Annotated in this window: 20 protein-coding genes; 10 read left to right on the top strand and 10 right to left on the bottom strand. The window is 65.2% G+C overall.

Translation table 11 applies throughout. The features are described from left to right. The first annotated feature begins 22 nt into the window (after positions 1-22). From QX121_RS05075 to QX121_RS05065, 3 genes are all read left to right on the top strand, one after another. Complete coding sequence (locus tag QX121_RS05075; protein WP_315736945.1) at positions 23-1,474, top strand: HAMP domain-containing sensor histidine kinase; 1,452 nt, start codon at positions 23-25, stop codon at positions 1,472-1,474. 385 nt (positions 1,475-1,859) lie between these two features. Continuing rightward, positions 1,860-4,151 carry a TonB-dependent siderophore receptor gene (locus QX121_RS05070; protein ID WP_409999310.1) on the top strand — a complete coding sequence of 764 codons (2,292 nt, stop codon included), beginning with the start codon at positions 1,860-1,862 and terminating at the stop codon, positions 4,149-4,151. Positions 4,152-4,174: 23 nt separating this feature from the next. Then, positions 4,175-5,353, top strand: coding sequence for a PepSY-associated TM helix domain-containing protein (locus QX121_RS05065; protein ID WP_315811335.1), 1,179 nt, complete (start codon positions 4,175-4,177; stop codon positions 5,351-5,353). Between the two features lie 279 nt (positions 5,354-5,632). Here the strand turns inward: QX121_RS05065 and QX121_RS05060 are convergent, their stop codons facing one another. Then, entirely contained in the window at positions 5,633-5,923 is a 291-nt protein-coding gene (locus tag QX121_RS05060; protein WP_315811334.1) for a hypothetical protein, read from the bottom strand. Positions 5,924-6,103: 180 nt separating this feature from the next. Between QX121_RS05060 and QX121_RS05055 the strand changes: the two genes are divergently transcribed. Further along, complete coding sequence (locus tag QX121_RS05055; protein ID WP_315811333.1) at positions 6,104-6,715, top strand: TetR/AcrR family transcriptional regulator; 612 nt, start codon at positions 6,104-6,106, stop codon at positions 6,713-6,715. Here QX121_RS05055 and QX121_RS05050 read toward each other — a convergent pair whose 3' ends face one another. Beyond that, complete coding sequence (locus tag QX121_RS05050) at positions 6,716-6,946, bottom strand: hypothetical protein (RefSeq protein WP_315796394.1); 231 nt, start codon at positions 6,944-6,946, stop codon at positions 6,716-6,718. A 123-nt stretch (positions 6,947-7,069) separates the two neighbouring features. On the opposite strand from QX121_RS05050, the gene QX121_RS05045 reads away from it, so the two are divergent. Then, positions 7,070-7,795 (top strand): Crp/Fnr family transcriptional regulator, encoded by a 726-nt coding sequence (locus QX121_RS05045; RefSeq protein ID WP_315811332.1) that lies wholly within the window; start codon positions 7,070-7,072, stop codon positions 7,793-7,795. 64 nt (positions 7,796-7,859) lie between these two features. Here the strand turns inward: QX121_RS05045 and QX121_RS05040 are convergent, their stop codons facing one another. The 5 genes from QX121_RS05040 to QX121_RS05020 form a co-directional block, all read right to left on the bottom strand. Next, a complete protein-coding gene (locus tag QX121_RS05040; protein WP_315736933.1) occupies positions 7,860-8,213 on the bottom strand; it encodes a hypothetical protein in 354 nt (117 codons plus the stop codon). A 169-nt stretch (positions 8,214-8,382) separates the two neighbouring features. Then, positions 8,383-9,015 (bottom strand): CAP domain-containing protein, encoded by a 633-nt coding sequence (locus QX121_RS05035; protein ID WP_315811331.1) that lies wholly within the window; start codon positions 9,013-9,015, stop codon positions 8,383-8,385. Between the two features lie 151 nt (positions 9,016-9,166). Continuing rightward, on the bottom strand, positions 9,167-10,195 hold the full coding sequence (locus QX121_RS05030; RefSeq protein WP_315779365.1) for a transporter: 1,029 nt from the start codon (positions 10,193-10,195) through the stop codon (positions 9,167-9,169). Between the two features lie 101 nt (positions 10,196-10,296). Continuing rightward, entirely contained in the window at positions 10,297-11,085 is a 789-nt protein-coding gene (locus QX121_RS05025; protein WP_315796388.1) for a hypothetical protein, read from the bottom strand. A gap of 53 nt (positions 11,086-11,138) precedes the next feature. After that, complete coding sequence (locus QX121_RS05020) at positions 11,139-13,346, bottom strand: arylsulfatase (RefSeq protein ID WP_315811330.1); 2,208 nt, start codon at positions 13,344-13,346, stop codon at positions 11,139-11,141. Here QX121_RS05020 and QX121_RS05015 point away from each other — a divergent pair. Next, the gene (locus QX121_RS05015; protein WP_315811329.1) at positions 13,339-13,596 is read left to right on the top strand and encodes a hypothetical protein; all 258 of its coding nucleotides are present in this window, start codon (positions 13,339-13,341) and stop codon (positions 13,594-13,596) included. The genes QX121_RS05020 and QX121_RS05015 overlap by 8 nt on opposite strands. Before the next feature lie 134 nt (positions 13,597-13,730). Here the strand turns inward: QX121_RS05015 and QX121_RS05010 are convergent, their stop codons facing one another. Then, entirely contained in the window at positions 13,731-13,973 is a 243-nt protein-coding gene (locus tag QX121_RS05010; RefSeq protein ID WP_315713314.1) for a hypothetical protein, read from the bottom strand. Positions 13,974-14,287: 314 nt separating this feature from the next. Between QX121_RS05010 and QX121_RS05005 the strand changes: the two genes are divergently transcribed. Continuing rightward, positions 14,288-16,597 carry a tetratricopeptide repeat protein gene (locus tag QX121_RS05005; protein WP_409999309.1) on the top strand — a complete coding sequence of 770 codons (2,310 nt, stop codon included), beginning with the start codon at positions 14,288-14,290 and terminating at the stop codon, positions 16,595-16,597. A 120-nt stretch (positions 16,598-16,717) separates the two neighbouring features. On the opposite strand, the gene QX121_RS05000 is transcribed toward QX121_RS05005, so the two are convergent. Next, positions 16,718-17,059: a YqfO family protein gene (locus QX121_RS05000; protein ID WP_315811328.1), complete on the bottom strand. Its 342-nt coding sequence runs from the start codon at positions 17,057-17,059 to the stop codon at positions 16,718-16,720. A gap of 207 nt (positions 17,060-17,266) precedes the next feature. Between QX121_RS05000 and QX121_RS04995 the strand changes: the two genes are divergently transcribed. Continuing rightward, positions 17,267-18,514 (top strand): multidrug effflux MFS transporter, encoded by a 1,248-nt coding sequence (locus tag QX121_RS04995; RefSeq protein WP_315811327.1) that lies wholly within the window; start codon positions 17,267-17,269, stop codon positions 18,512-18,514. A 271-nt stretch (positions 18,515-18,785) separates the two neighbouring features. Next, complete coding sequence (locus QX121_RS04990; protein ID WP_315811326.1) at positions 18,786-19,568, top strand: sulfite exporter TauE/SafE family protein; 783 nt, start codon at positions 18,786-18,788, stop codon at positions 19,566-19,568. Between the two features lie 273 nt (positions 19,569-19,841). Here QX121_RS04990 and QX121_RS04985 read toward each other — a convergent pair whose 3' ends face one another. Beyond that, the gene (locus QX121_RS04985) at positions 19,842-21,641 is read right to left on the bottom strand and encodes a ShlB/FhaC/HecB family hemolysin secretion/activation protein (protein WP_315811325.1); all 1,800 of its coding nucleotides are present in this window, start codon (positions 21,639-21,641) and stop codon (positions 19,842-19,844) included. A 127-nt stretch (positions 21,642-21,768) separates the two neighbouring features. Here QX121_RS04985 and QX121_RS04980 point away from each other — a divergent pair, with 127 nt between their 5' ends. Then, entirely contained in the window at positions 21,769-23,022 is a 1,254-nt protein-coding gene (locus QX121_RS04980; RefSeq protein WP_315811324.1) for a FecR family protein, read from the top strand. Positions 23,023-23,071: the final 49 nt, after the last annotated feature.

The raw sequence follows: 23,071 nt of genomic DNA, 5'->3' as shown, positions 1-23,071 counted from the left end.
GTTTTTCGATTGCGGTGGCATAATGTTGAGATTGCTGGAGCGTCTGGGTCTCCGTTTCGAGGATACCGTCGAGGAGCGGCGTTTCGTCGACCATTACGTCCGCGGCAGCACCGCCTGGACGCAGATCGCGATGCTGCTCGGCGCCCTCACCTTTGCCGGCTACACGCTGTGGGACTGGGTGCTCTATCCCGAGATCGTGCCGACCACGTTCGCGATCCGCGGCGGGACCGCCGCGCTGGTGCTGTTGCCGCTGACGGCTTTGCTGTCGACGCCGGCGCGCCGATGGGCCGAGCCGATTCACCTGGTTTATTGCGTGATCCCCGGCTGCGTGCTGCCGACGATCTACTGGGTGCTGCCCTCGGGCTTCACCTACTCCGCGGCCGGCATGATCATCGTCATCCTGTTCGTATCGACCATGCTGCCGTTGCGCACCGGCTCCTACGCGATCTTCTGTGCAACGAGCTGGAGCGCGCTGGCGGTGGCCGAGAGTCTTGCGACCGAGCCGCTGCCGCCCGGCCTGCGCTTCATCGATCATTCGCTGGTCGGCAATGCCTGCCTGCTCTCGCTCTATGCCGTCGGGGCGCGGGAGTACCAGGCACGCAAGCAGTTCCGCACCGCCGAGGCGCTGCAGCGCGAGAAGGAACGCTCCGAGGCCTCGTTGCGCGATCTGCATGCCACGCAGGCTCATCTGGTGCAGGCCGAGAAGCTGGCCTCGCTCGGCCAGCTCGTCGCCGGCGTCGGCCACGAGGTCAGCACACCGCTGGGCCTCGCGCTGACCACGTCGACGGCGATGGAAGGCGACGTCGAGGCGATCGCCCGCATGCTCGGCGGCGGCCCGGTGCGGCGCTCGGATCTGGCGCGGGGGGTCGAGCGGCTGCAGCAGGGTCTGCACCTGACGACGCAGAGCCTGCACCGTGCCTCCGAGATGGTGCACAGCTTCAAGCAGGTCGCCGTCGACCAGGCCAACGAAACGCTGCAGACGTTCGAACTGCTGGGCTGGATGAGCGATCACGTCGCGAAGCTCCGCCCGCTGCTGGCGCGCCAGGGACTGACGGTCGTGCTCTCCTGCCCGGAGGGCATCGTGCTCACCAGCTATCCCGGCGCGCTCGGACAGGTCATCAGCATCCTCGCCTTCAATGCGGCGACGCATGCCTATCCTGGCGACATCAGCGGCGTCTTCACCGTGGAGGTCGCACCACCCAGCGAGGACTCGGTGCGCATCGTTTGTGCCGACGAGGGCGTCGGCATGCGCGACCACGTGCGCGGCCGGGTGTTCGATCCGTTCTTCACCACGCGCCGCGAGAAGGGCAATGCCGGCCTCGGCCTGCACATCGCCTTCAACCTCGTCGCGTCCACGCTCGGGGGTCGCATCGAGCTCGACAGCCAGCCGCAGCAGGGCACGCGCGTGACGCTCGACATTCCGCTGATCGGGCCCGGCAAGCCGGCGGAGCTGGAGCTCGCCGCGGCACAATAGTCCCGGTCGATCGCGCGCATCGATGGGGCACGATGAGCGCGCATTCCGGCACGACGTATCCGATGCGCTGACAAGGGTCGGCGCCGAGTCCCGAAAAATGAGACCGACGGTGCTTCATTCGCCAAAGCGGGTGAAGAAGCGCCGCGCATGCGCAACGTCTGCACGTTCGTGCATCGGTCTGCGCACCCCATGATCAGTTCGCGCGCGAGGCCGCAAAGCTGCCGCGTGCGCGCGCATGTCCGAACCAATTCAGAACATTTCGGCGCCGCGCTGCTTAGAGCAATTCAACTCAGCGCGGCGTGTTCATCGCTCGACCTCGTTGCTACACACCACGTCATGCAAGCCGTTCGCTTGAACGGCGCGACGTTGGAAGTGAAAGTAAACGATGACGAAGATGGAAGGCCGGCGCGATCCGCGCTCCGGCATGTGTCACACGATTGCGATCCTGAGTGCCCTGACCGCCGACCTGCTCTGCTCCTCCACAGTCCATGCTCAATCCGAGCTGCCGCCGGTGACGGTGGACTCGTCGACACCGAAGCGTAAACCTCAAGCCACCTCTGGCGCGCCACAGCGCCGCGCCCAGGCGCAGCCGGCACGGCGCGCCGCGCAACCACCGCCGATGCCGACGCGCGCCGAGCGCGCCGCAGCCGAGGCCGCGGTGCTCGATGCCGCCAAGCTCAACTATCGCGCCATGCCGAGCGCGACGACCCTGCGCAGCGGCGCCTCGCCGCTCGATGCGGCGCAGTCGGTCAATGTCGTGCCCGCGCAGGTGATCAAGGATCAGTTGCCGCGCAATCTCGACGACGCGCTCGCCAACATCTCTGGCGTCACCCAGACCAACACGCTCGCCGGCACCCAGGACGCGGTGATGCGGCGCGGCTTCGGCGACAACCGCGACGGCTCGATCATGCGCAACGGCATGCCGCTGGTGCAGGGACGCAGCCTCACCGCCGCGGTCGAGAGCGTCGAGGTGCTGAAGGGGCCGGCCTCGCTGCTCTACGGCATCATGGATCCCGGCGGCATCGTCAACACCATCAGCAAGCGGCCGGAGCTGTATCAGCACGGCTCGGTCACGCTGCTCGGCTCGGCCTATGCCAACGACAAGACCGGCGCGGACGGCACCGTGGACGTGACGGGCCCGATCGGCGATGGCGGGCTCGCCTATCGCTTCATCGGCTACGGCGTCAGCGAGGACTATTGGCGCAATTTCGGCCGCCACCGCGAGATGCTGGTGGCGCCGTCGCTCGCCTGGTACGGCGACATGACGACCGTCCAGCTCACCTACGAGCATCGCGAGTTCATCAGCCCGTTCGATCGCGGCACCGCCTTCGTCAACGGCGCGCCGCTGGCGATCCCCGCGACGCGGCGGCTCGACGAGCCCTACAACAACATGTGGGGACAATCCGACCTCGTCCAGGCCTCGGTCGAGCAGAGGCTCAACGAGGACTGGAAGCTGACCGCGGCCTACAGCTACAACACCGAGACCTACAGCGCCAACCAGTTGCGCATCACCTCCATCGACGCGACCACCGGCGCGGAGACGCGCAGCAACGACGGCACCTGGGGCTCGCTCAGCAGGGTCAGCTACGGCACCTCCTATCTGCAGGGCGGCTTCTGGATCGGCGGGATGCGCAACGAGGTGCTAGTCGGCGGCGACGCGCAGTATCGCACCATCTATCGCCAGGACCTCATCCGGCAGAAGGTCTCGACGTTCAACATCTACAACCCGGTCTATGGGCTGATCCAGCCGGGCACGACGATCTCGGCCACCGACAGCGACCAGACCGACAAGCTCGGCACCTACTCGCTGTTCCTGCAGGACACGCTGCATCTCACCGACAAGCTCGCGCTGGTCGGCGGCGTGCGCTACATGGACTACGAGCAGATCGCCGGACGCGGACGCCCGTTCAAGGCCAACACCGATGTCGCCGCCGACAAGGTGCTGCCGCTCGGCGGCGCCATCCTCAAGCTCAGCGACCAGCTCTCGCTCTATGCCAGCTACACGCAATCGCTGAAGCCAAACTCGACGATCGCCCCGCTCAGCGGCGGCGTCGTGCTCGGCTCCAGCATCGCGCCGGAAGAAGGCACGGCCTGGGAGGCCGGCTTCAAGTTCGACCTCGACAAGCGGCTGTCCGGCACCATCGCCGTCTACGACATCGACAAGCGCAACGTGCTGGTGTCGCAGACCAATGCCAGCAACGTGGTCGAATACACCACCGCCGGCAAGGCGCGCTCGCGCGGCGCCGAGATCGACGTCACCGGCAAGCTCTCCGACCACTGGAGCATGATCGGCAGCTACGGCTACACCGACGCGCGGGTCACGGAGGATCCGGTCTATGCCGGCAAGCGGCTGCAGAACGTCGCGCTCAACACCGCCTCGCTCTATCTCGTCTACGACTTCGGTACCGCCCTGCCCGGCCAGCTGCGGCTCGGCGGCGGCGCGCGCTATGTCGGCGACCGCGCCGGCGATGCCGCCAACAGCTTCGTGCTGCCGTCCTATGTGGTCGCCGATCTCTTCGCGACCTATGAGACCAGGCACCAGAACCTGCCGGTGATCTATCAGCTCAACGTCAAGAACCTGTTCGACAACGTCTACTATCCGTCGGCCGTGAGCGCGCTGAACGTCGCGGTCGGCGATGCCAGGCGGGTGTCGCTGTCGGCCACGGTGAAGTTCTAGCAACGAGGCAGGGAGGACGCCGCTTGACGCCATTGCGCATCAAACCAGCGCTGCTGCAGATCCACTCCGTCCTGGGCCTCGCGGCGGCGCTGATCCTCGCCTTGATGGGCCTCACCGGCGCGGTCATGAGCTTCGAGGACGAGATCCAGGCCGGCCTCAACGCCTCGCTGGCGCGCGTCGCTCCGCGGGTGGAGGCGCCGCTCGCGCCGTCGGAACTCGTCGCGCGGCTGCAGGCCGATCCCGAGGCCGGCAAGGTGGCCGCAATCACGCTGTCGCGCGATCCCACCGCCGCCGTGCGCATCCGCTTCGCGCGCGGCCAGGACGGCGGGCGGCCAACCTCGGCGCTGGTCGATCCCTATGACGGCCGCGTGCTCGGCCCGATCAGCGGCGAGGCGTTCTTCGCCACGGTCCGCCGGCTGCATCGCTGGCTGCTGCTGCCGGGCGACGGCAATGGCGCCGGCCGCCAGATCACCGGCGCCGCGGTGCTCGGGCTCGTGGTGCTGCTGATCACGGGCCTCGTGCTGCGCTGGCCACGACGGGCCGGCAGCGCGACGCTGTGGCTCAAGCCGCAGCTCGGCCTGAACGGTCGCGGCCTGCATCGCTCGCTGCACAGCGTGATCGGCACGTGGGTGCTGCCAATCTACCTTGTGATGGCGCTGACCGGGCTGTCCTATTCCTACGCCTGGTACAAGGACGGCCTGACCTGGCTGCTCGCGCCGTCCTCGTCGCCCGCCCCGATGCCCGGCAAGGCCTCACGCGACGGCCGGGCAGATTCCACAGCGCAGGCCAAGCTCGTCGCGCTCGACGCAGTGTGGGCCACGTTGCGCGAACAGATCGGGGATCGCTTTGCCGTGATGCAGATCACCTTGCCCACGGGCGTCGGCACGGCGGCGCGCGTGCGCACCTGGCCGAGCGAGGCGCACGACGGCCGGAGCGACGAATTCCGCATCGACGGCGCGACCGGCCGGCTGCTCGCGGCCGAGCGTTACGCCGACAAGACCGTGGGCGAGCGCGCCCTGGCGCGGATCCTGGATATCCACCGCGGCAGCATTCTCGGCTGGCCCGGCCAATTCGTCTTCATGCTCGCCGCCGCGCTGATGCCGCTGTTCGGGATCACCGGCGTGCTGCTCTACGTCTCGCGCAGACGGCTGCGCCGTCGGCCAGAGCCGGCACGGACGATCCAGCTCGCTCCGGGTGAATGAGGACGCGCGCTCAGGCCACCGCGCGGGCGTGCGGCGCGCGCCGGACGGCGTTGGCGGCGATGATCACGTGCAGCAGCAGCGACAGGCCGCCAGCAGCGCTGCGGCCATGAACGCGGCACCGGCAACCCAGTGACGGGTGAGAAGGTCCAGTATCACCTATTGATGTGCGAGTCGGCTGACTTGCCAAGCCGGCTTGTCCCGGAGCGACGCCGCCTGCTCCGGGAGGCTGCGGCCTCATGTCCCGTCGCAGCCTCCAAACCTTATGGGGCGCGGCGCGACCTACTTCAGCAGCACCAGGCATTCGCCGGCCGGCGTGGCGTTGGCGCGGGCGGTGTCGCGATCGAACTTCCCGGCCATCACCAGCGGCCTGACACGCTCGACGATCGCGTCCTTGACGACGCTGTCCGGGCCGATGGCCGGCGCGGTCACGTCGTAGATCTGCTTCGCCACCGGCGACAGCTTGGCGGCGCAGCTGTCGGCGGCGGTGCGGTTGCCGGCCAGCGCGGCCTGCGACAGAAGACATTGGGAGACGGCGATGATTGTGACAAACGGGAATGCGACGCGCAGCATGGCAATCAGTCCTTCGTTCAAATGAGGTTCAGCCGGTGCAAGCAGGCTCGGCCCGGAGCCCATCCACTCATTGTCCGGCCGCCCGCATGCGGGCTCTGATCTAACCCGAGCCGGCGGCAACGCCTACTCGATTTCGCCCGTCCGCCAGCCAAGGTCCAGACCGTGCAGCAAGCTCCTGAAATGCTTCGAAAAACCCCGGTGCAGAAGCGCACGCGGCAGACCCTGGACGTGATCTTCGAGGCGACCGCTCAACTTCTGCAGAGCGGCGGCGGCAAGGGCCTGAGCACGAACGCCATCGCCGAGCGCGCGGGCTTCTCGATCGGCACGCTCTACAGCTACTTCAGGGACAAGACCTCGCTGTTGCGTGCGCTGGTGCTGCGCGAGTTCGCCCGCCAGGAGGCGCAGTTCGCGGAGGCGCTGGAGACGCATCGCGGGCTCGGCCGCGAGGCGATCGTGCGCGCGGCGGTGCGCCAGGGCTTTGCCCCGTTCGCCGGCCGTCACCGCGTGCGGCGCTATCTGCTCGGCCTGTTGGGCCATGACGCGGAGCTGCAGAAGGCGCTGCACGAGATGGTGGACCGCATGACCGAGCGGCTGATCGAGGCGGCGGGATTGCGGAGCGAGACGATGCCGGCCGCGCGCCGCTTCATCCTGGTGCGCGCTGCGCTGGGACCGATCCGGGCCGCCGTCATGCGCGAACATCGCCTCGTCGGCACACGCGAGCTGGAGGACGAGCTGGTGCGGCTGATGCTGTTTCTGATGGAGCAGGACACGGCGCCGGCGCGATCGGTCTAGTCACGAGCGATCGCGCCGCGCAGCCGACGAACGCCGTGCGGGTCTGTTCGGCGCGGTCTCGGATGGCCGATGGCGGCGCAGATCGCGGATGGCGCGCGAGAGCTCCTGATCCGACATCGGATGCACCAACGGATCGGAACGGCCGTCGTTCCCCACCGTGCTGCTCTCGCCATCGGCAGCTGCACCGCCGAACAAGCGCCGGACCAGGTCGAGGAACGCAATGTGGGGCATGACTGTTCTCCCGAGGCGGCGCCCGGTGACATTACCCGCATCTTCTGCGCTCAACTTTAGTTCGGAACTGCCGGCGGCATCATCTCATTTGATATGCGAGAGGACGACACGGGCACGATTGCGATGGAAGCGAACCGGACCGTCATCACCAAGCTCAAGGAGCATTCGCAGCTCTCGAACGACGACGTCGCCGAGATCAAGACGCTCAGCTTCGCCCCGCGCGAGCTGGTCGATCATGAGGACCTGATCCGCCAGGGCGACGAGCCGGACCGCTCCGTCGTCGTGCTGTCCGGATGGGTGGCGCGCTATCACCTGCTGCCGAGCGGCGCGCGGCAATATCTCTCCTTCCACATGCCAGGCGACTGGCCTGACGCCCAGGCGCTGTTCCTCGACCGCATGGATCATGCGGTCTGCGCGATCGGACCGGCCGCCGTGGCCAGCGTGCTGCACAAGGAGCTGATCCGGGCGATGAGCCGGCGCCCGGCGCTCGGCTTTGCGATCTGGCGCGAGACCCTGATCGATGCGTCGATCTTCCGCGAGGCCGTCACCAACAACAGCGCGCGGAGCAAGCCGGCGCGCATGGCGCATCTGTTCTGCGAGCTGTTCTATCGCGCCAGGGCGCTCGGCCACGTCCGGGACGATCAGTTGCCGTTGCCGGTGAGCCTGGTGCAGCTCGGCGAGGCGCTGGGCATGGCAATCGCGACGGTCAACCGCACGCTGGTCGATCTGCGCGCCAGCCGCGCCGTCGATTTCCGCAGCGGCATGCTGACGGTGCACGATTGGACGCGGCTATGCGCGATCGGCGAATTCGATCCCGGCTATCTGCACCTGAAGAAGCAGCCGCGCTGAGGCACAGGTCTCAGCGCGGCCAATCGCGTGGGATCGTAGATCCCACCTCTTACGGCGCGTCAGCTCAGGCGAGCTTGGTGACGAGCGTGACCGCGTAGGCGTACGGCCCGTTCGGGCTCTTCTCGGCGATCCAGGCGCAGTACCAGTCGGAGCCGTAGCGCAGGCCCGTGTCCCATCCCGAGCCGCCGCCATGCTCGTTGTCCCACGACCAGGCCTTGCGGTCCTTCTTCGGATCGGAAGGGAAGCTGCTGCCGCTGTAGACGGAGATCTGCCCCTGCTGCGCGCGGAACGGGGCGTTCGTGCTCCACTTGAGCCACAGATTGCCCTGTTCCTCGTAGGACGTGAGCGACCATTGGAAGGACGCCGAGGCGGTCTGCGGATTGGTGCTGGTGGTTGAGGTCTGCTCAATGACTGCCATGATGGTCTCCGTTCAAAATGAGATGAAAAATCTTCACGATAGTGGCTGCCCAAAAGACAACCATTAATTGCATAGCTGATAAAGCTCGCCCCGACAACGTGCGCTGTTCGCACAACGCCGTGATCGCGCGGCGGGCGTCGCGTTCAGCCATGGCCGCAGGTCACTGCGCTCAGATGCAGAGACCGATCACCTTGATGCTGAGGTGGCAGTCCTTGGAGGAGGATGTCGGCGGCTTGGCGCCCCAGCGCGTCGCCGGCGTGGCGTTGCCTTTCTCGGATCGGGTCGCGGTCTGCGCGACGACGGCCTTGGCCTTGCTCTTCGGAGCGCCCTTCGGCTTGTCGGCGTCGTAGTCGCCCGCGATCACCATCGCCCAATAGGTGCGCTTGCCGCTGGCATTCTTTGCGCTGGCGATGCCGACCTTGGTCGCCTTGGGCAGCAGCAGATTCTTGCGATGACCCGCCGAGTTGATCCACTGTCCCAGCGTCTTGTCGAAATTGTCATAGCCGTAGGCGATGTTCTCGGCCGCGCGGCCGGCCTTCGACGGCGCCACGCGGCGCGTGAACGGGCCGAGCACCTCGTGGCTGAGATCGTCCTTGTCGGCCATCGCACGCGCCTGCTCCATCGCGATGCGGTCGAGCGTCGCGTCGCGCGTCACGCGGCCTTCGCCATGCGCAAGCCGGAACGCCGAGATCTGATCGGCCGGTGCGGCGTCGCCGGCAAATGCCGCATGGGCCGACAGCGCCAGCAGCGCTGCAACCAAAACCGCGCCAAAGCCGCGCAACGTGAAACGAAGCTCCCGCATGCTAGGACACGTACTCATCAATCCGGAGTGGGTAAGCGCAGCTCGACCGCCGTTTCGGTCCGAAGCGACGGACGTGCTGCACCGCCGCGGAACCACCCGATATGACAATGCCGGAATTCAGTCCAATGCGGGAGGTCGATACTTCTCTATTCTATTTCGACACTTTGTGCCAAGTCGGCGCCACCGTGCTGGCGGGCGCGGCCTCCGAGATCGAGAACGTCAGCCACGTGTTCCAGCCCGACGGCCGGTTGGCGGCGTCGAACTCGCCATATCCCTTCAGCCCCAGGAACGCCTGATTGCTGCCGATCTGGAAAATATATCCGATCTGCGGGCCAACGCCGAGGACGCGCGAGCGGAAGCCGCCGAGAACGGCGGGTTGACCGAAGTCGTCGGTAATCTGCTGATAGGCGTAGCCGACGAAACCGACGAAGACCTGCTTCGACAGGAACTGCGACACGCCCCAGTCCAGATGGAAATCGATGCCGCTCTGGTATTGGGTATCGGGATTCTTGAAATTGTAGGTCAAGCCGCCGACGGCCGAGAATTCCGTGCCGGTCGTCGGATTCAAATAAGTGTAGCCGCCGCCAAAGTCGATGGCGCCGTGACCGATGCCGATGTTGGCCAACCGGTTCCGACTGTAGTCGCCGACGGGAATATCGCCGGCGCCATATACCATGGTATTGTGGACGCCGTTATTCCACTTGAGCTTCACGGTCGGATAGAGATCTCCGTAAGAGACGAGTGCGTCTTCGAGGAATCCGGTGCGCGTGCTGACGATCGGACCGGCAACCGTCGTCAACGTACCGGCGATGCTCGCGGAATTTCTGCCGTAGACGCTGGCCAGCGTCGCCGACAACTGGCCGCCGAGTACGGGCGTCGCAAACGTGTAGGTCGGCGCGATGAACATCAGATCGGCCTGGCCGCGCAAAGCCAGATTGAGATCGATGTTGACGGTCGGAGAAAATCGTCCGACCTGGAACTCGCGCGACGCCGCGGCCGCGCCTGAGGCACCCACGCTCGTATGGTAGTAGATGGCAGCCACCGACCAGCCCGGCGTGGCAGGCGTTGCGGCGAGGCTGCCGTACAATCCCGGCAGCCAGAACGAAATGCCGCTCTCATCGGCATGGGCGACCAGAGGCGAAAACGAAGCGAACGCGGCGGACGCGAAAACGCCGCTCAGCCACAATCGCAGGAAGCCGGACCTGCGTCCCGATCTATCGCGCTGCAATCGTACCCCCCACGCTCCCATTTCAGGCGGCATGCCTGAGTTGTCGTCGACGACTACGGCTTGTAGTCGCTCATCCCAGGTCCGGTCTTGTCGTAGACATTGAAAAACTCGTCCGACATGATCGTAGCGATACCACTTTTGGGTACCTCGGTCAGATCTTTCTCAAGCGTCTTGATCCGGAACTTCCACCCGGGCGGGAGCTGCTTGAAGTTGCTTGCTCCTGCGGCAACGAATTGTTCGAAGGTATGCTGCGGCTTGAGGCCTAGCTGGAATCCCTTCATGATCCAGGTATTGCCCTCGGCATCGTCGAGAAGAAGCGCCAGGGCGCCCTTTTTCCAACCGAGCCCGCTCTCCCGCGCGATGGTGATCGGCTTGTACGGAGTGGTTTCCGAGACGCTCACGTTGCTGCCAAGGTTCAACTGGGCGACCCATGCGGTGGCGATTCCGTTGAACTCTCTTTGCTTTCCGACGGTGACCTCGACCCAATCCGGCAGCCAGATTTTCGGACCATTCAACGATGCGCCGAGCACGCCGAAGTCCTTCTTCATGGCCTCGAAATCAAGGCCTTCGACCAACATTTGCGGGGCAGTGTCTCTCGACGCGGGGATTCCCTTCGAGGTGAATATGCTGTTGTGGCAGGCGGCAACCACCTTCCCCGTCTTCGCATCGCGACCTGCGAGAAAGATCTCGATGAAACGAACCTTGCTGGTGTTATCGAAGCGCCTGCTGACAGCGCCGTTGCCGTCAGCGAGAACCTCGGGCTCCGCGGTGCCTGCATTTTGCGCGACCGCTCCCCCTAGGCTCGAGGCCAGAAGGATCGTCGCCAGAATGGCTGTCTTCATTGCCGCTCCTTCTCAAGGGACCGATCACTGACCTGGCGAGCGCGAAGAGCGCATCAATCGGACAGTCCCTTCTTCAACGCCGCTGCCTTGCGGGCTTGGACGGCTTCTTCAGTGTCGGCCTTCTTCATATCCACTAGATCAATCGTCACCTTGCCGATCTTGCCTGTGAACTTGAACGGCATTTTGTAGGCCTCGGTAACAGGCGTGCCTTCATCGGCGCCGACGTCAGCGCCTTCGTCCGCGGAGTAGAAGCAGCATTGGGTTCGTTCGATCCGGCCGGTCGCGACGGTCTTTCCGTTCACGAGGATCGTGCCCACGCCACCCTTGCCCAGGCCGCCACCGTCGTAGGCGAACTCAAAGCGCAATGCGGCTTTGCCTGCCGGAAGAGCCTGCTTGGCGGTCACGGTGTATCGCTGCAGACCGAGAAAGTTATACGTATAGGTCGGCTTGCCGTCCTTCAGGTAGAAGGTCCAGCCACCGAACCGTCCGGCCTGGGCGATGATGACGCCATTGGCTCCGCCCTTCGGGATGTCCAGATCGGCAGTAATGGCGTGCGATTGGTTCTTCAGGTTGATGAAGACATTCTCCGTCATCCCGATCATGCCTTCGTAGACCGTCAGGCTGGTGCGGCCGGCCATCAGGTCGGGACGTCCGACCAGCGCCGCGTTGGTGCGCTCCAGGGTGCGGTCGTCGAGCGGCAGCACGTTGTATTTCACGGCTTCCCTCAGGAACAGCTCCTGCATCTCCTTCAGCTTGTTCGGATTTTTGGCCGCCAGATCGTTGCTCAGGCTGAAGTCCGATCGCGCATCGTAAAGCTCCCAGATATCCTGCTGGAGCGGCCGCCGCGGCTTGGTTTCCCAGGCCGCCCGGTGCACCGTGCCGGCCAGCCAGCCGTCGCTGTAGATCGCACGGTTGCCGAAGATTTCGAAATACTGCGTCGCATGCCTGCTCGGCGCCTTGGCGTCGGCAAAGCTGTAGGCCATGCTCACGCCCTCGATGGGAGTCTGGACCGTTCCATTTACGCTCTTGGGCTCGGGCAGTTTCACTGCTTCGAGAATGGTCGGCACGATGTCGATGACGTGATGCCACTGCGGGCGAAGCTCGCCTTTCGCCGCGATCCCCTTCGGCCAATGGACGACCATGCCGTTGCGGGTGCCGCCATAGCTCGAGGCCACTTGCTTGGTCCAGGTAAACGGAGTGTCGCCAGCGACCGCCCAGCCGGCGGCGTAATGGCCGTAGGTGTTGGGACCGCCGAGTTCGTCATAGTGCTTCAAGACGTCCTGGACGGATTCCTGCACTCCATTGAAATAGGTCATCTCGTTGTAAAGGCCATTCGCGCCGCCTTCGGCGCTCGCGCCGTTGTCGCCGACGATGTAGAAGATCAACGTATTGTCGAGTTGGCCCGTTGTCTTGATGGCGTCGATCAGGCGGCCGATCTCGGTGTCGGTGTATTCGCCAAATCCAGCGAATACTTCCATCTGGCGCACGAACAGCTTCTTCTCGTCAGCGCTCAGCTTGTCCCAGTCCTGGATGGCGTCCGGCTTCGGGGCGAGCTTGGTATCGGGTGGCACCACGCCGAGCTTGATCTGCCGCGCCAACGTCTCCTCGCGCAGCTTGTCCCAGCCCTGATCGAACTTGCCCTTGTACTTGGCAATCCATTCTTTGGGCACCTGATGCGGGGCATGGGTGGCGCCGGGTGCAAAATACATGAAGAACGGCTTGTCCGGCGTCAGCGATTTCTCCGACCGCATCCAGTCGATCGCCTTGTCGGTCATGTCGGTCATGAAATGATAGTTCGGGTCCTTCGACGGCTCCACCTGGGTCATGCCATCGTAAATCAGCGGCGCCCATTGATTGGTTTCGCCGCCCATGAAGCCATAGAACTTGTCGAAGCCCTGGCGCGTCGGCCAGCGGTCGGTCGGGCCGGAGGGACTGACCTCCCATGCCGCGGTCTCGTGATTTTTGCCGAAATGCGCCGTGCTGTAGCCGTTCAACCGCAGCATCTCCGCGACGGACGCGACATTGTTGGGACGCTGGCCCGTCTGTCCCGGGAAGGTCGTCGCGGTTTCCGCGATCGATCCGAAATTGTTCATGTGATGGTTGCGGCCGCTGAGCAGCGCCGCGCGGGTCGGCGAACAAAGCGCCGTGGTGTGAAACTCGTTGTAGCGGAGACCCTCGTTGGCGAGGCGGTCGACCGTCGGCATCCTGATTGGGCCGCCAAACGCGCTCGACTGGCCGAAGCCCATGTCGTCGATGAGCACGATCAGTACATTGGGTGCACCGGCCGGCGCCTTGACTTCAAACCGCGGCGGCGGCGTCGCATCGCGCGCATCGAATACGGTGCTGTGTGGAGGGTTCGGTTCAGGAATCGGCAGAACCGATCGCTCGGTCGGCAACACAGCACTCGGCGGCGCCGACTGTTGGGCCAATGCTGGAAGCACGAGTAGCGTCGTCAACGACAGCACCGACGCAGCCAACTTCATTCGCTTCATGATCACTGCCTTTGGATGAGACAATTGACAAATGACACAATTGACACGGCTTCTCGCTGCCGGAACGATCCTGCCCGCAAACCGCGATCATCGGCGCGGGCAATGACGTTCGGCCGGCCCAACCGGCTCGCGGAGAGCGATAATTCTATAATTCTAGCGTCTGCCGACGCGATTAACCGGCCCGCCTCGATTCATCGGCGTTCCCCGCACGCGCACGCCTGGGGCCACCACGGCGCGCGCCACCGGGCGGGGCCGCAGCACGACGCCGGGCCTGACGACGCAGCCGACGGGATACTCGACATACTGACAATACACCACGGCACTTGCCCTTTCGGTGCTCGCGGCTACGAACCCCGTCACCAGCAACAGCCCTGTCAGGGCAACTGATAATTTCATCTTGGCATCCTCCCATCGGAAAGCTCATCATCGGCCCCTCCGGGAGGCACACCTTGATGCAGGTCAAGCAACCTTGGCAGACATTCCTGCATGTGCGGAGATGACCGACGGAGCAGCTTGATCGCAAGCTCACCAATTTGGGGCGTGAGGTACAAGCGTTGACACGCAGGCCGCCAAAAGCCGGCACGAAGGGACCGCGGAAGGGATCCGCCGCGGCCCCATCACCGGCTGCGCCGGCGGATCGGCTTGCTTCCGGCGAAACGGCCTTCTCCAGGCGCGCGATCTGGATAGCAGTAGCGGTCACGATCGCGCTCGTGCTGGTGGTCGGCATGGTTTTTCATCTCCTCAAGGCCGACGGACCGGCCTCCACGGCGCAGGCCTCATTCGTCGCCACCTATGTGGGCAGCGAAAGCTGCGCCGGCTGCCATCAGGCGGAAGCCAAATTATGGGATATTTCGCAGCACAAGGCCGCGATGGCGCACGCGACCGACAAGACGGTGCTCGGCGATTTCAACAAGAGCTTCGACTACTTCGGTGTGCATTCCCGCCTCTTCCGCGATGGCGGAAAATTCATGATCGAAACCGACGGGCCCGACGGCAAGCTTGCCGTGTTTGAGGTGAAGTACACGTTCGGTGTCGATCCGCTGCAACAATATCTCGTCGAATTTCCAGATGGGCGTATCCAGGCGCTGCCGATCGCATGGGACGGCCGGCCCAAGGACAAAGGCGGCCAGCGCTGGTTCCATCTCCATCCCGAAGAAGAGATCAAGCACGACGACGTCCTGCACTGGACCAAGCTGAACCAGAACTGGAACTTCATGTGCGCGGAATGCCACTCGACCGGCGTGCGCAAGCATTACGACGCCGCGACGGATCGCTTCGCGACGACATGGGCGGAAATCAGCGTCGGTTGCGAGACCTGTCACGGTCAGGGCTCCGCCCACGCCGCCTGGGCCCGTGACAAGCAACGCTGGTGGCCGTTCGGCAAGCACGAGGATCCGAGCAAAGGATTGCTGGTCCGTTTCGACGAACGGCGCGGCGTCAGCTGGCCGATCGATCCGCGGAGCGGAAATGCGACGCGTTCAGCCGCGCCGGCCGCGCTGCGAAAGGAGATCGAGACCTGCGGGCTATGCCACGCGCGCCGTGCCGGCTTCAGCGAGGACTGGGCACCCGGTCAATCGCTGTCCCAGACCCATATTGTCGAGGCGCTGGCGCGGACCACTTATCATGCCGATGGCCAGATCCGCGATGTGGAGGAGCCTTATAACTATACGCCGTTCAAGCAGAGCAAGATGTTTGCCGCCGGCGTGACCTGCAGCGATTGTCACGAGCCGCACGGCGCAAAGCTCCGAGCCTCCGGCGAAGGCGTTTGCCTGCAATGCCATGCGTCCGAAAAATACGCCGATGCGAAGCATCGCCATCACGCGGGCGCCGATCCGGCGCCGACCTGCATGTCGTGCCACATGCCGGCGCGCACCTATATGCAGATCGACCTGCGTCACGATCACGCCTTCCGCGTTCCGCGCCCTGATCTTTCGGTCGAGCTGGGGACCCCGAACGCCTGCAACGACTGCCACAGCGACAAGCCGGCGCAATGGGCCGCCGCCGCGATCGAGCAATGGTTCGGGCCCGACCGAAAGGGCTTCCAGACCTATGGGCCCGCGTTCCGCGCAGCACGCAGCGACCAGGCCGACGCCGCCGCGCTGCTTGGCCTTCTGGCCGCGGACAGGAACGCGCCGGCCGTGGCGCGTGCGAGCGCGCTCGGCGAACTCGCCTCGCGCATCGCTCCGGCGAGCATTGCGGCCGCACGGGCAGGCCTTGTCGATCCCGATCCCATGGTGCGGATCGGCGCGCTGGACATGCTGGAAAACGTGCCCGCCGGCCAGATCTGGCCGCTGGTCTCGCCGCTGCTCACCGATCCGGTGCGTGGCGTGCGGATCAGGGTCGCCTCCCTGCTCGCTTCCGTTCCGACCGCAAGCCAGCCGCTGCCCGATCGCGCACGCTTCGATCAGGCGGCACACGAATTCATCACGGCGCAGCGCGCCAATGCCGAACGGCCCGAGGCCCGCACCGCACTGGCAAACTTCCTGGCCTTGCGCGGACAGACCGGGGACGCAGAGACCGAGTACAAGGCAGCCCTCAGGCTCAGCCCGCACTATGCGGCGGCCGCCATCAATCTGGCCGACCTCTATCGCCAAATTGGCCGCGACGGCGACGGAGAAACCGTTCTGCGCGGAGCAATTGCGGCATCACCTACCGACGCGGCCGCGCATCACGCACTCGGCCTGACCTTGACCCGGCTGAAGCGGCACGACGAGGCGCTCGCCGAGTTGCGCAGAGCAACCGAACTCGAACCGGGTCGCGCTCGCTATATCTATGTCTACGCGGTGGCGCTGCATTCCGGCGGGCGAGCCGACGAGGCAATGACGGTCCTAAAGGAAGCTCTGGAAAGCCATCCCAATGATAGGGATGTGCTGTCCGCTCTGGTTTCGCTCAGCCGCGCGACAGGCGATGCAAAGGCGGCGCTGGGCTACGCCGAAAGGCTCGCAATCATGACGCCGGAGGACCGGAATCTGGCGGCGTTCATCGGCGAGATCAGGCGGCAGATTGACAAGCCAAACTAAGATAGCTGGCTCTCCTGCCTTAGCTCACAAAGGGCGCCCGAGAACCTCAAATGGAGCGAGCGCGAAATCGACGCCGAAATGACTGGGGACGCAACAAAGTCGAACGGGTCTTCAATGAGATCAAGCACTGTCGGCGGATCGCAACGCAACCACCTCGATCGGGTAGACGTCGATCGCCGGCTCCTCATAGGGATGCGCAGCGCGGATCGCCTGTAGCACGGCCTTCAGCCGGTCCTCGGCGCAGACGGTCTCGATGCGCTCCTCCTCGACCGTCTCGAGCTGGCCGACCCCGCCGATGGCTGGATTGGCGCCTCCCAGCGGACGAAACCGGCCCACGCCCTTCGCGGTAAACGAACAGTGGTCGTAATTGCCGATGCGGCCGGCGCCGGCCTCGCCCATCGCGTGGCGCACGGCGTCACCCGCTGCTTCCGGGACATAGACGACGATCTTGTAGGTCTTCATGCTGGCCTGGATCCGGACGTCGATCACACGGCCGTTACCATCGCGTCGCCGCCGGCGCAATTTTCAGCGGGTCACGGCGGGTCACAATCGCGCCAACGGCCGGCGCCGGTGACCAGCCATTCCGAAACACGCCTTGTGCGACGCAGCAAAGCCGATAGGTATGGGTGCCCATTTCCGCATTTCCCTACACCATGGAAGGCCCGCGCCTTGGCTGATACCAGTGCCGACACCATCGAGATCGTCCGTCACCGGCCGATGGGCTTCACCGAATTCGTCATCGTGGTCGCGGCGATCATGGCGCTCAATCCGCTGGCGATGGACATGATGCTGCCGGCGCTGCCGAACATCGGCGCCTCATTCCACATCGACGTCGCCAACCGGCTGCAGACCGTGCTGTCGGCGTTCGTCATCGGCTTCGGCCTCGGTCAGTTCGTCATCGGCCCACTGTCCGACAGCTTCGGCCGGCGCCCGGTGCTGATCGGCGGCATGGTGCTGTACGCGGTCGCCAGCCTGTTCGCGATCGCCGCCCCGTCGTTCGAGCTGCTGCTGCTGGCGCGCGCGCTCGAAGGCCTCGGCACCGCGGCGACGCGGGTGATCGCGACCTCGATCGTGCGCGACTGCTATGCCGGCCGCCGCATGGCGAGCGTGGTCTCGCTGGCGATGATGGTGTTCATCGCCATCCCCGTGATCGCACCGTCGTTCGGGCAGGCGGTGATGCTGCTGACGCAGTGGCGTGGCATCTTCGTGGTGCTGACCTTGTACGGCATCGTCGCGCTGCTGTGGACCGCGGTGCGGCTGCCCGAGACGCTGCCGGAGAGCGAGCGCAAGCCGTTCTCGATCGCCGCGATCACCGCCGCCTTCCGCAACACCCTCACCAACCGCCAGACGCTGGGCTATGCGCTCGCGGCCAGCGGCATCTTCGGCGCCATCCTCGGCTATGTCCTGTCCTCGCAGCAGCTATTCACCGGCGTCTTTCATCTCGGCCACTACTTCCCGCTCGCCTTCGCGGCGATCGCGGTGACCATTGCCGTGGCCGGCTTCCTCAATGCCCGCCTCGTCGGACGGCTCGGCATGCGCATGATCTCGCACGGCGCGCTGGTCGGCAGCGTCGTCATCGCACTGGCATGCTTCAGCGCGGCCGTTCTCGGCATGCTGCCGCTGTGGCTGTTCATGCTGCTGTCGGCCGGCATGATGTTTACGTTCGGCCTTATGTTCGCGAACTTCACCGCCCTGGCAATGGAGCCGCAGCGGGCGAATGCCGGCACCGCGTCCTCGCTCTACGGCTCGATCACGACCCTGCTCGGCATGGCCGCCGGCGCCATCGTCGGCCAGGCCTTCGACGGCTCCGCGCTGCCCTTCGCCGCGGGCTTCCTGGCCTGCACGTCGAGCGCGCTCGTCATCGTGCTGATCACCGAGAAGGGCCGGCTGTTCCACGGCTCCGGCAAACCGGTCTAGATCTGATGCGGCCACCGCAGTCGCGATGCCAACTTCTTCGGCGCGGCGGCTGCGCACGCAAGGGCAGCTCCCGGGCCTCGACCGCAAGCAGCCAGCAGCGGGACCGATAGGCCGCTTTTGTACTGAAGCTGACATTTACAAATGACCGAGTTCTGGACTAGGGTTCCTGAGCCCCACGCCCTGCCGTAAGCAGGCGTGAAGCCAGCCGCAGCGACGGATCACGGGCAAGTATTGTTCAGGCCGCCCTGCGCGCCCATGCCCACGTGTTCCAGTGCGAAACAAACCAGTCGCTTTCGGCGCTGGCGCTGCAATCGGCGCGCTAGGCGGTCTAATCGGCCTCGGCGGCGCGGAGTTCAGGCTGCCGCTGCTGATCAGCCTATTTCGTTTCCGAGGCCTCGAAGCCGTCATCTTGAACAAGGCCACTAGCCTGATTGTGGTCGCGGCCGCGCTAGCGTTCCGTGCCCGTACAGTGCCCTTTGCCGAGATCGGCGAACATTGGTCAATCATCGCGAACCTTCTCGCCGGCAGCCTTGTCGGGGCGTATGTCGGTGCTTCATGGGCTACGCGCCTGAAATCGGAAACACTCTACAAAATCATTGCAACGCTGCTGGTTGTTATAGCTGGCGTGCTGTTGTTCGTTCATGACGCTTCTGCCGGGGCTACCGCGCCGTTCGCCGGCTGGCGCCTGGTTGCCGCTGGCGTACTGGCAGGTTTCATTATCGGTGTGATCGCTTCGCTGCTAGGCGTAGCCGGAGGTGAGTTTCTTATTCCCACGCTGATCCTGCTGTTCGGCCTTGATGTAAAGCTGGCGGGAAGCCTTTCGTTGGCAGTCAGCCTTCCGACGATGCTTGTCGGATTTGCGCGTTACAGCCGAGATCAGAGCTTCGTCGTGGTCCGAGACAATGCGTCATTCATGCTGGCAATGGCTGCCGGTTCTATCGTTGGCGCCTTTGTTGGCGGCCTGCTACTTGGCGTCGTCCCGAGTGCCATCCTCCTGCCGACGCTCGCCGCAATACTGTTGATTTCGGCGGTGAAGGTATGGCGACATGAGTAGGAATGGCACATCTGCTGTCAGCCCGAAGCAGAAGAATTCAGCGTTCTTGAGACTTCGCCGCCCGAGCATACCAATGTGCTCCCAGCGCCTCGACGAAGCTGTTATCGACGATATGGACGAGGTCTCGCCGATCTCGCAGTACGCGCCATCCAAGGCAATGAACCATCGCGACAGCCAGCGCGTGAGTTGGTCGGCTGCAGCGGTTGCCATAGCATTCGGTCCTCTCCCAATGGGAGAAGTGGACCTCTGCTGCCGCACCAAGCGCGCAAGTTCTCAGATGCAGGGGCCCTGCCCGCGCTGCGGGCACAGCTTCAGCACGCTCGACAGCGTCAACAGCAGACGCGCGCTGCGCGTCGAATTGTCGGGTGCGCGGTAGCTGAGCGGCACGGCGACGCCGAGATCGGCGCGCCAGTCGTTCGGGAAGGTGAAGCGCACCCCGGCGCCCGCCGAGGTCAGCGCCACGCCGTCGGACGGCCGGAAGCCGTCGTTCCAGGCGAGCCCGGCATCGAAGAATCCGTAGAGCTGATAGCTCGTGAGATACTGCCAGTTCGGTTTCTGCTCGAAGCGGACCTCGAACGTGCCGGCGACGCCATTGTCGCCGCTGATCTCGGCGCTGCCATAGCCGCGGCCATAGGCGAGGCCGCCAAGATAGAACTGCTGCGAATTGTACAGCGGACCCGAGGCGAGCTGCCCGGCGGCCGCGAGCTTCAGCGACCACGCCTCGGACAAGGTCTGATAGCGTGCGAACCAGCCGTTGAAGACCGAGAAGCTCGGCGAGGCGCCCGTGCGCGAGGCGAGTGGATCGTCGAGCCGCGTCGCGCCGAACGCGTTCAGTCCCTGCCGATAGGCCAGCGTGAAATAGCTGTCGCCGCCGACATCATCCTTCCAGCGGTAGTCGGCGGTGAAGGTCAGCGTCCGGATGCGATCGCGATACCAGATGCCGAACAGGTCACGCTCGGTCACGTCGCTGAAGGCGGCCGCGAGATTGAGCTTCAGCGAGGCGCGCTGCGACTGGATCGGCGCGAGGCCGCCGCGCAGCTCGAGCGTCTCGGTCACGGTGTTGTCGTTGAACAGCCGTCTCCAGTCGCCCGGTCGCACCTCGCTATACAGCGCGGAAGCGCCGATATGCGCCCCGTCGGTGCCGACCGGCACGTCGTAGGACAGTCGCCCGAACGCGAGTTGGCGCGGATCGCCGGGAGTTGTCGACATGTTGGCCGTGAGCGTGTCGCCCGGCAGCAGATAGGAGTTGAAGGCGGCGGTGGCATAGCTCTGCCACGGGCCCACCGTCGACGAGCCGAGATTGTCGATCCCGGTAAAGCCGTAGACGTGCCAGGTCTGCAGCTCGATCACCAGGCGGAACCGGCCGGTGGTGCCGCCGATCTCTTCCAAGGAGGAATCAACCAGACGGACGCCGCCGCGGCCGTTGATCAGCAGCAACTGCCGCTCCAGGGTCTCGAGCCGGGACGGCTGCTCCGCCAGCACGGGGCCAAGCATCGGCCTGATGCCGAACTCTTCCGCGCCGGCGCCCTTCAAGGCCACTTCGGTGATGCTGCCTTCGACGATCTGGATCCGCACCCGGCCATCGCGGATGTCCTGCGGCGGGATGATCGCACGGCTGAGATGATAGCCGGCGGCGCGATACTGATCGCTGATCGCTGTCGCGATCGCAGCGAGGTCGGCCTGCGACACCGGCTTGCCGAGATAGGGCTGATAGCTCGCGGCGAGCTGCTCGGCAGGCAGCGCGGACGCCCCCGTCAGGGTGACGGCGCGCATGGTAAACAAGGGCTTGCGATCGCCGCCGCCCTGGGTCGCGAATTGCGGCGCCCGCGGCCGCGGCGGCGCCGGCTGCGTTGAGCGCGACTGCTGCTCGTCGAAATATCGCTCGGTCTGCCGCGGATCGAAGCTCGGTTGGCTGACCTGCTGCGCGTGGGCCGTCGCTGCAAACAGGGCCGCCGAAAGCGAAATGCCGGCGGCAAGCGCGGCTCCATGCAGCCGTCGCGATGCGTGCGGTATGATGGCCCTGTCGCGCCAACCCGCAGCCCTTCCGGTTCGCTCAACACAACCAGCGCGCATGGCTCGTTTTTAGTTTGTTAAGGTCAATGAAGCGTAAATGCGGGAAGCAAACACGGCTGCAACTCCTAAGGGTCTCTTGAAACATTTCGATTAGTTTCAAAAGCCGCCAACGACGCGAGTTCGTGCCATGTCCTTCAAGCGCTTCCTGATACCGGCGTTAGTCGCCGCGTGCCTTTTCGGTGCAACACCGGCCGCATTCGCGGCCGACGGTGAGCCGTGGCTGGTGAGCAAATCGTCCGGTGAGGTCTGGGTCACCACCCAGGGCGCAGCGCAGGTGTCGCTCGGTCGCGAGGACCCGCTGAAGCCAGGCGATACGATCCGCACCGGGCCGACCGGCCGCGTCCGGCTGACACGCGGCGCCGAGACGATCGTCATCGCGCCGAACTCCGAAGTCGGCCTGCCCGCCGCGCCCAAGGACGGCATGGCGACGACCATCCTGCAGCGCGCCGGCTCGATCCTGCTCGACGTCGAGAAGCGCAATGTCCAGCATTTCGAGGTCGAGACGCCCTATCTCGCCGCCGTCGTGAAGGGCACGCAGTTCAGCGTCACGATCTCAGGCCGCAGCACCAAGGTCGAGGTCAGCCGCGGCCAGGTGCAGGTGTCGGATTTCAAGACCGGCCAGATCGCCCAGGTGATGCCCGGCCAGGCCGCCACCGCCTTTGCGACCGGCCGCTCCGGCCTCAGCCTGTCCGGTTCCGGCACCTTCAGCCCGATCGAGCACGGCCGCCCGCGCGCCTCCACGATCGATCGCGTTCCGGTGCCGCGCGACGGCCTGCATCCGCCGCGCGAAGCGAAGGGGAGCGTGATCCACGCACTGAACGCCAACGGCTCGGGCGCAACGGTCGTCGCACAGCAGCATTCGGCAACGGGCCTCGGCGGCGCGAAGCCGGGTGTCGTGCGGATCTCGTCATCGATCGGCGAGGTCAACCTGAACATCCAGAAGGCGACGCGCGGCCTCGCCCATGGCGCCCACACGCCGAGCGCCGGTGCAGGACGAAGCACCGCCTGGAATGACGCGCGCGGCAACAGCGGCAATGCGACGAGCAACTCGGCCACCGCAAGCGGCACGTCGGGAGACTCCTCGATCGCAGCCGCCGTCACCGCAGCGATCGGCTCACCGAGCGGCTCCGCCAGCGCCAATGCCGCCAGCAATGGCAACGGCGGCAACGGCAACAACAATGGCGGCAGTGGCAACGGCAACAACGGCCACGGCAACAACGGCCACAGCAACAACGGTAACGGCAACGGCGGTAACGGAAACAGCGGCAACGGAAACAGCGGCAACGGAAACAGCGGTAGCGGCAACGGCAATAGCGGCGACCATGGCAATGGCAGCCACGGCAACGGCAATGCCCACGCCTACGGTCACAACAAGAACTGAGGATCCGCCATCGAGCTTCACGCCGGCATGCGTGGTCATGGGGGAGCGC

Source organism: Bradyrhizobium sp. SZCCHNR2028 (genome assembly GCF_032380995.1).
GTDB lineage: Bacteria > Pseudomonadota > Alphaproteobacteria > Rhizobiales > Xanthobacteraceae > Bradyrhizobium.
The sequence above is the reverse complement of the archived record's forward strand: the minus strand, read 5'-3'. Positions and strand labels throughout refer to the sequence as shown.

Bases quoted from the DNA above. Each gene is read 5' to 3' on its own strand.
- QX121_RS05035 (WP_315811331.1), bottom strand. From the start codon at position 9,015: ATGCGGGAGCTTCGTTTCACGTTGCGCGGCTTTGGCGCGGTTTTGGTT.
- QX121_RS05025 (WP_315796388.1), bottom strand. From the start codon at position 11,085: ATGAAGACAGCCATTCTGGCGACGATCCTTCTGGCCTCGAGCCTAGGG.
- QX121_RS05075 (WP_315736945.1), top strand. From the start codon at position 23: ATGTTGAGATTGCTGGAGCGTCTGGGTCTCCGTTTCGAGGATACCGTC.
- QX121_RS05060 (WP_315811334.1), bottom strand. From the start codon at position 5,923: ATGCTGCGCGTCGCATTCCCGTTTGTCACAATCATCGCCGTCTCCCAA.
- QX121_RS05050 (WP_315796394.1), bottom strand. From the start codon at position 6,946: ATGCCCCACATTGCGTTCCTCGACCTGGTCCGGCGCTTGTTCGGCGGT.
- QX121_RS04980 (WP_315811324.1), top strand. From the start codon at position 21,769: ATGTCCTTCAAGCGCTTCCTGATACCGGCGTTAGTCGCCGCGTGCCTT.
- QX121_RS05015 (WP_315811329.1), top strand. From the start codon at position 13,339: ATGAGCACGATCAGTACATTGGGTGCACCGGCCGGCGCCTTGACTTCA.
- QX121_RS04985 (WP_315811325.1), bottom strand. From the start codon at position 21,641: ATGCGCGCTGGTTGTGTTGAGCGAACCGGAAGGGCTGCGGGTTGGCGC.
- QX121_RS05040 (WP_315736933.1), bottom strand. From the start codon at position 8,213: ATGGCAGTCATTGAGCAGACCTCAACCACCAGCACCAATCCGCAGACC.
- QX121_RS05070 (WP_409999310.1), top strand. From the start codon at position 1,860: ATGACGAAGATGGAAGGCCGGCGCGATCCGCGCTCCGGCATGTGTCAC.
- QX121_RS05000 (WP_315811328.1), bottom strand. From the start codon at position 17,059: ATGAAGACCTACAAGATCGTCGTCTATGTCCCGGAAGCAGCGGGTGAC.
- QX121_RS05055 (WP_315811333.1), top strand. From the start codon at position 6,104: ATGCTTCGAAAAACCCCGGTGCAGAAGCGCACGCGGCAGACCCTGGAC.
- QX121_RS05010 (WP_315713314.1), bottom strand. From the start codon at position 13,973: ATGAAATTATCAGTTGCCCTGACAGGGCTGTTGCTGGTGACGGGGTTC.
- QX121_RS05045 (WP_315811332.1), top strand. From the start codon at position 7,070: ATGGAAGCGAACCGGACCGTCATCACCAAGCTCAAGGAGCATTCGCAG.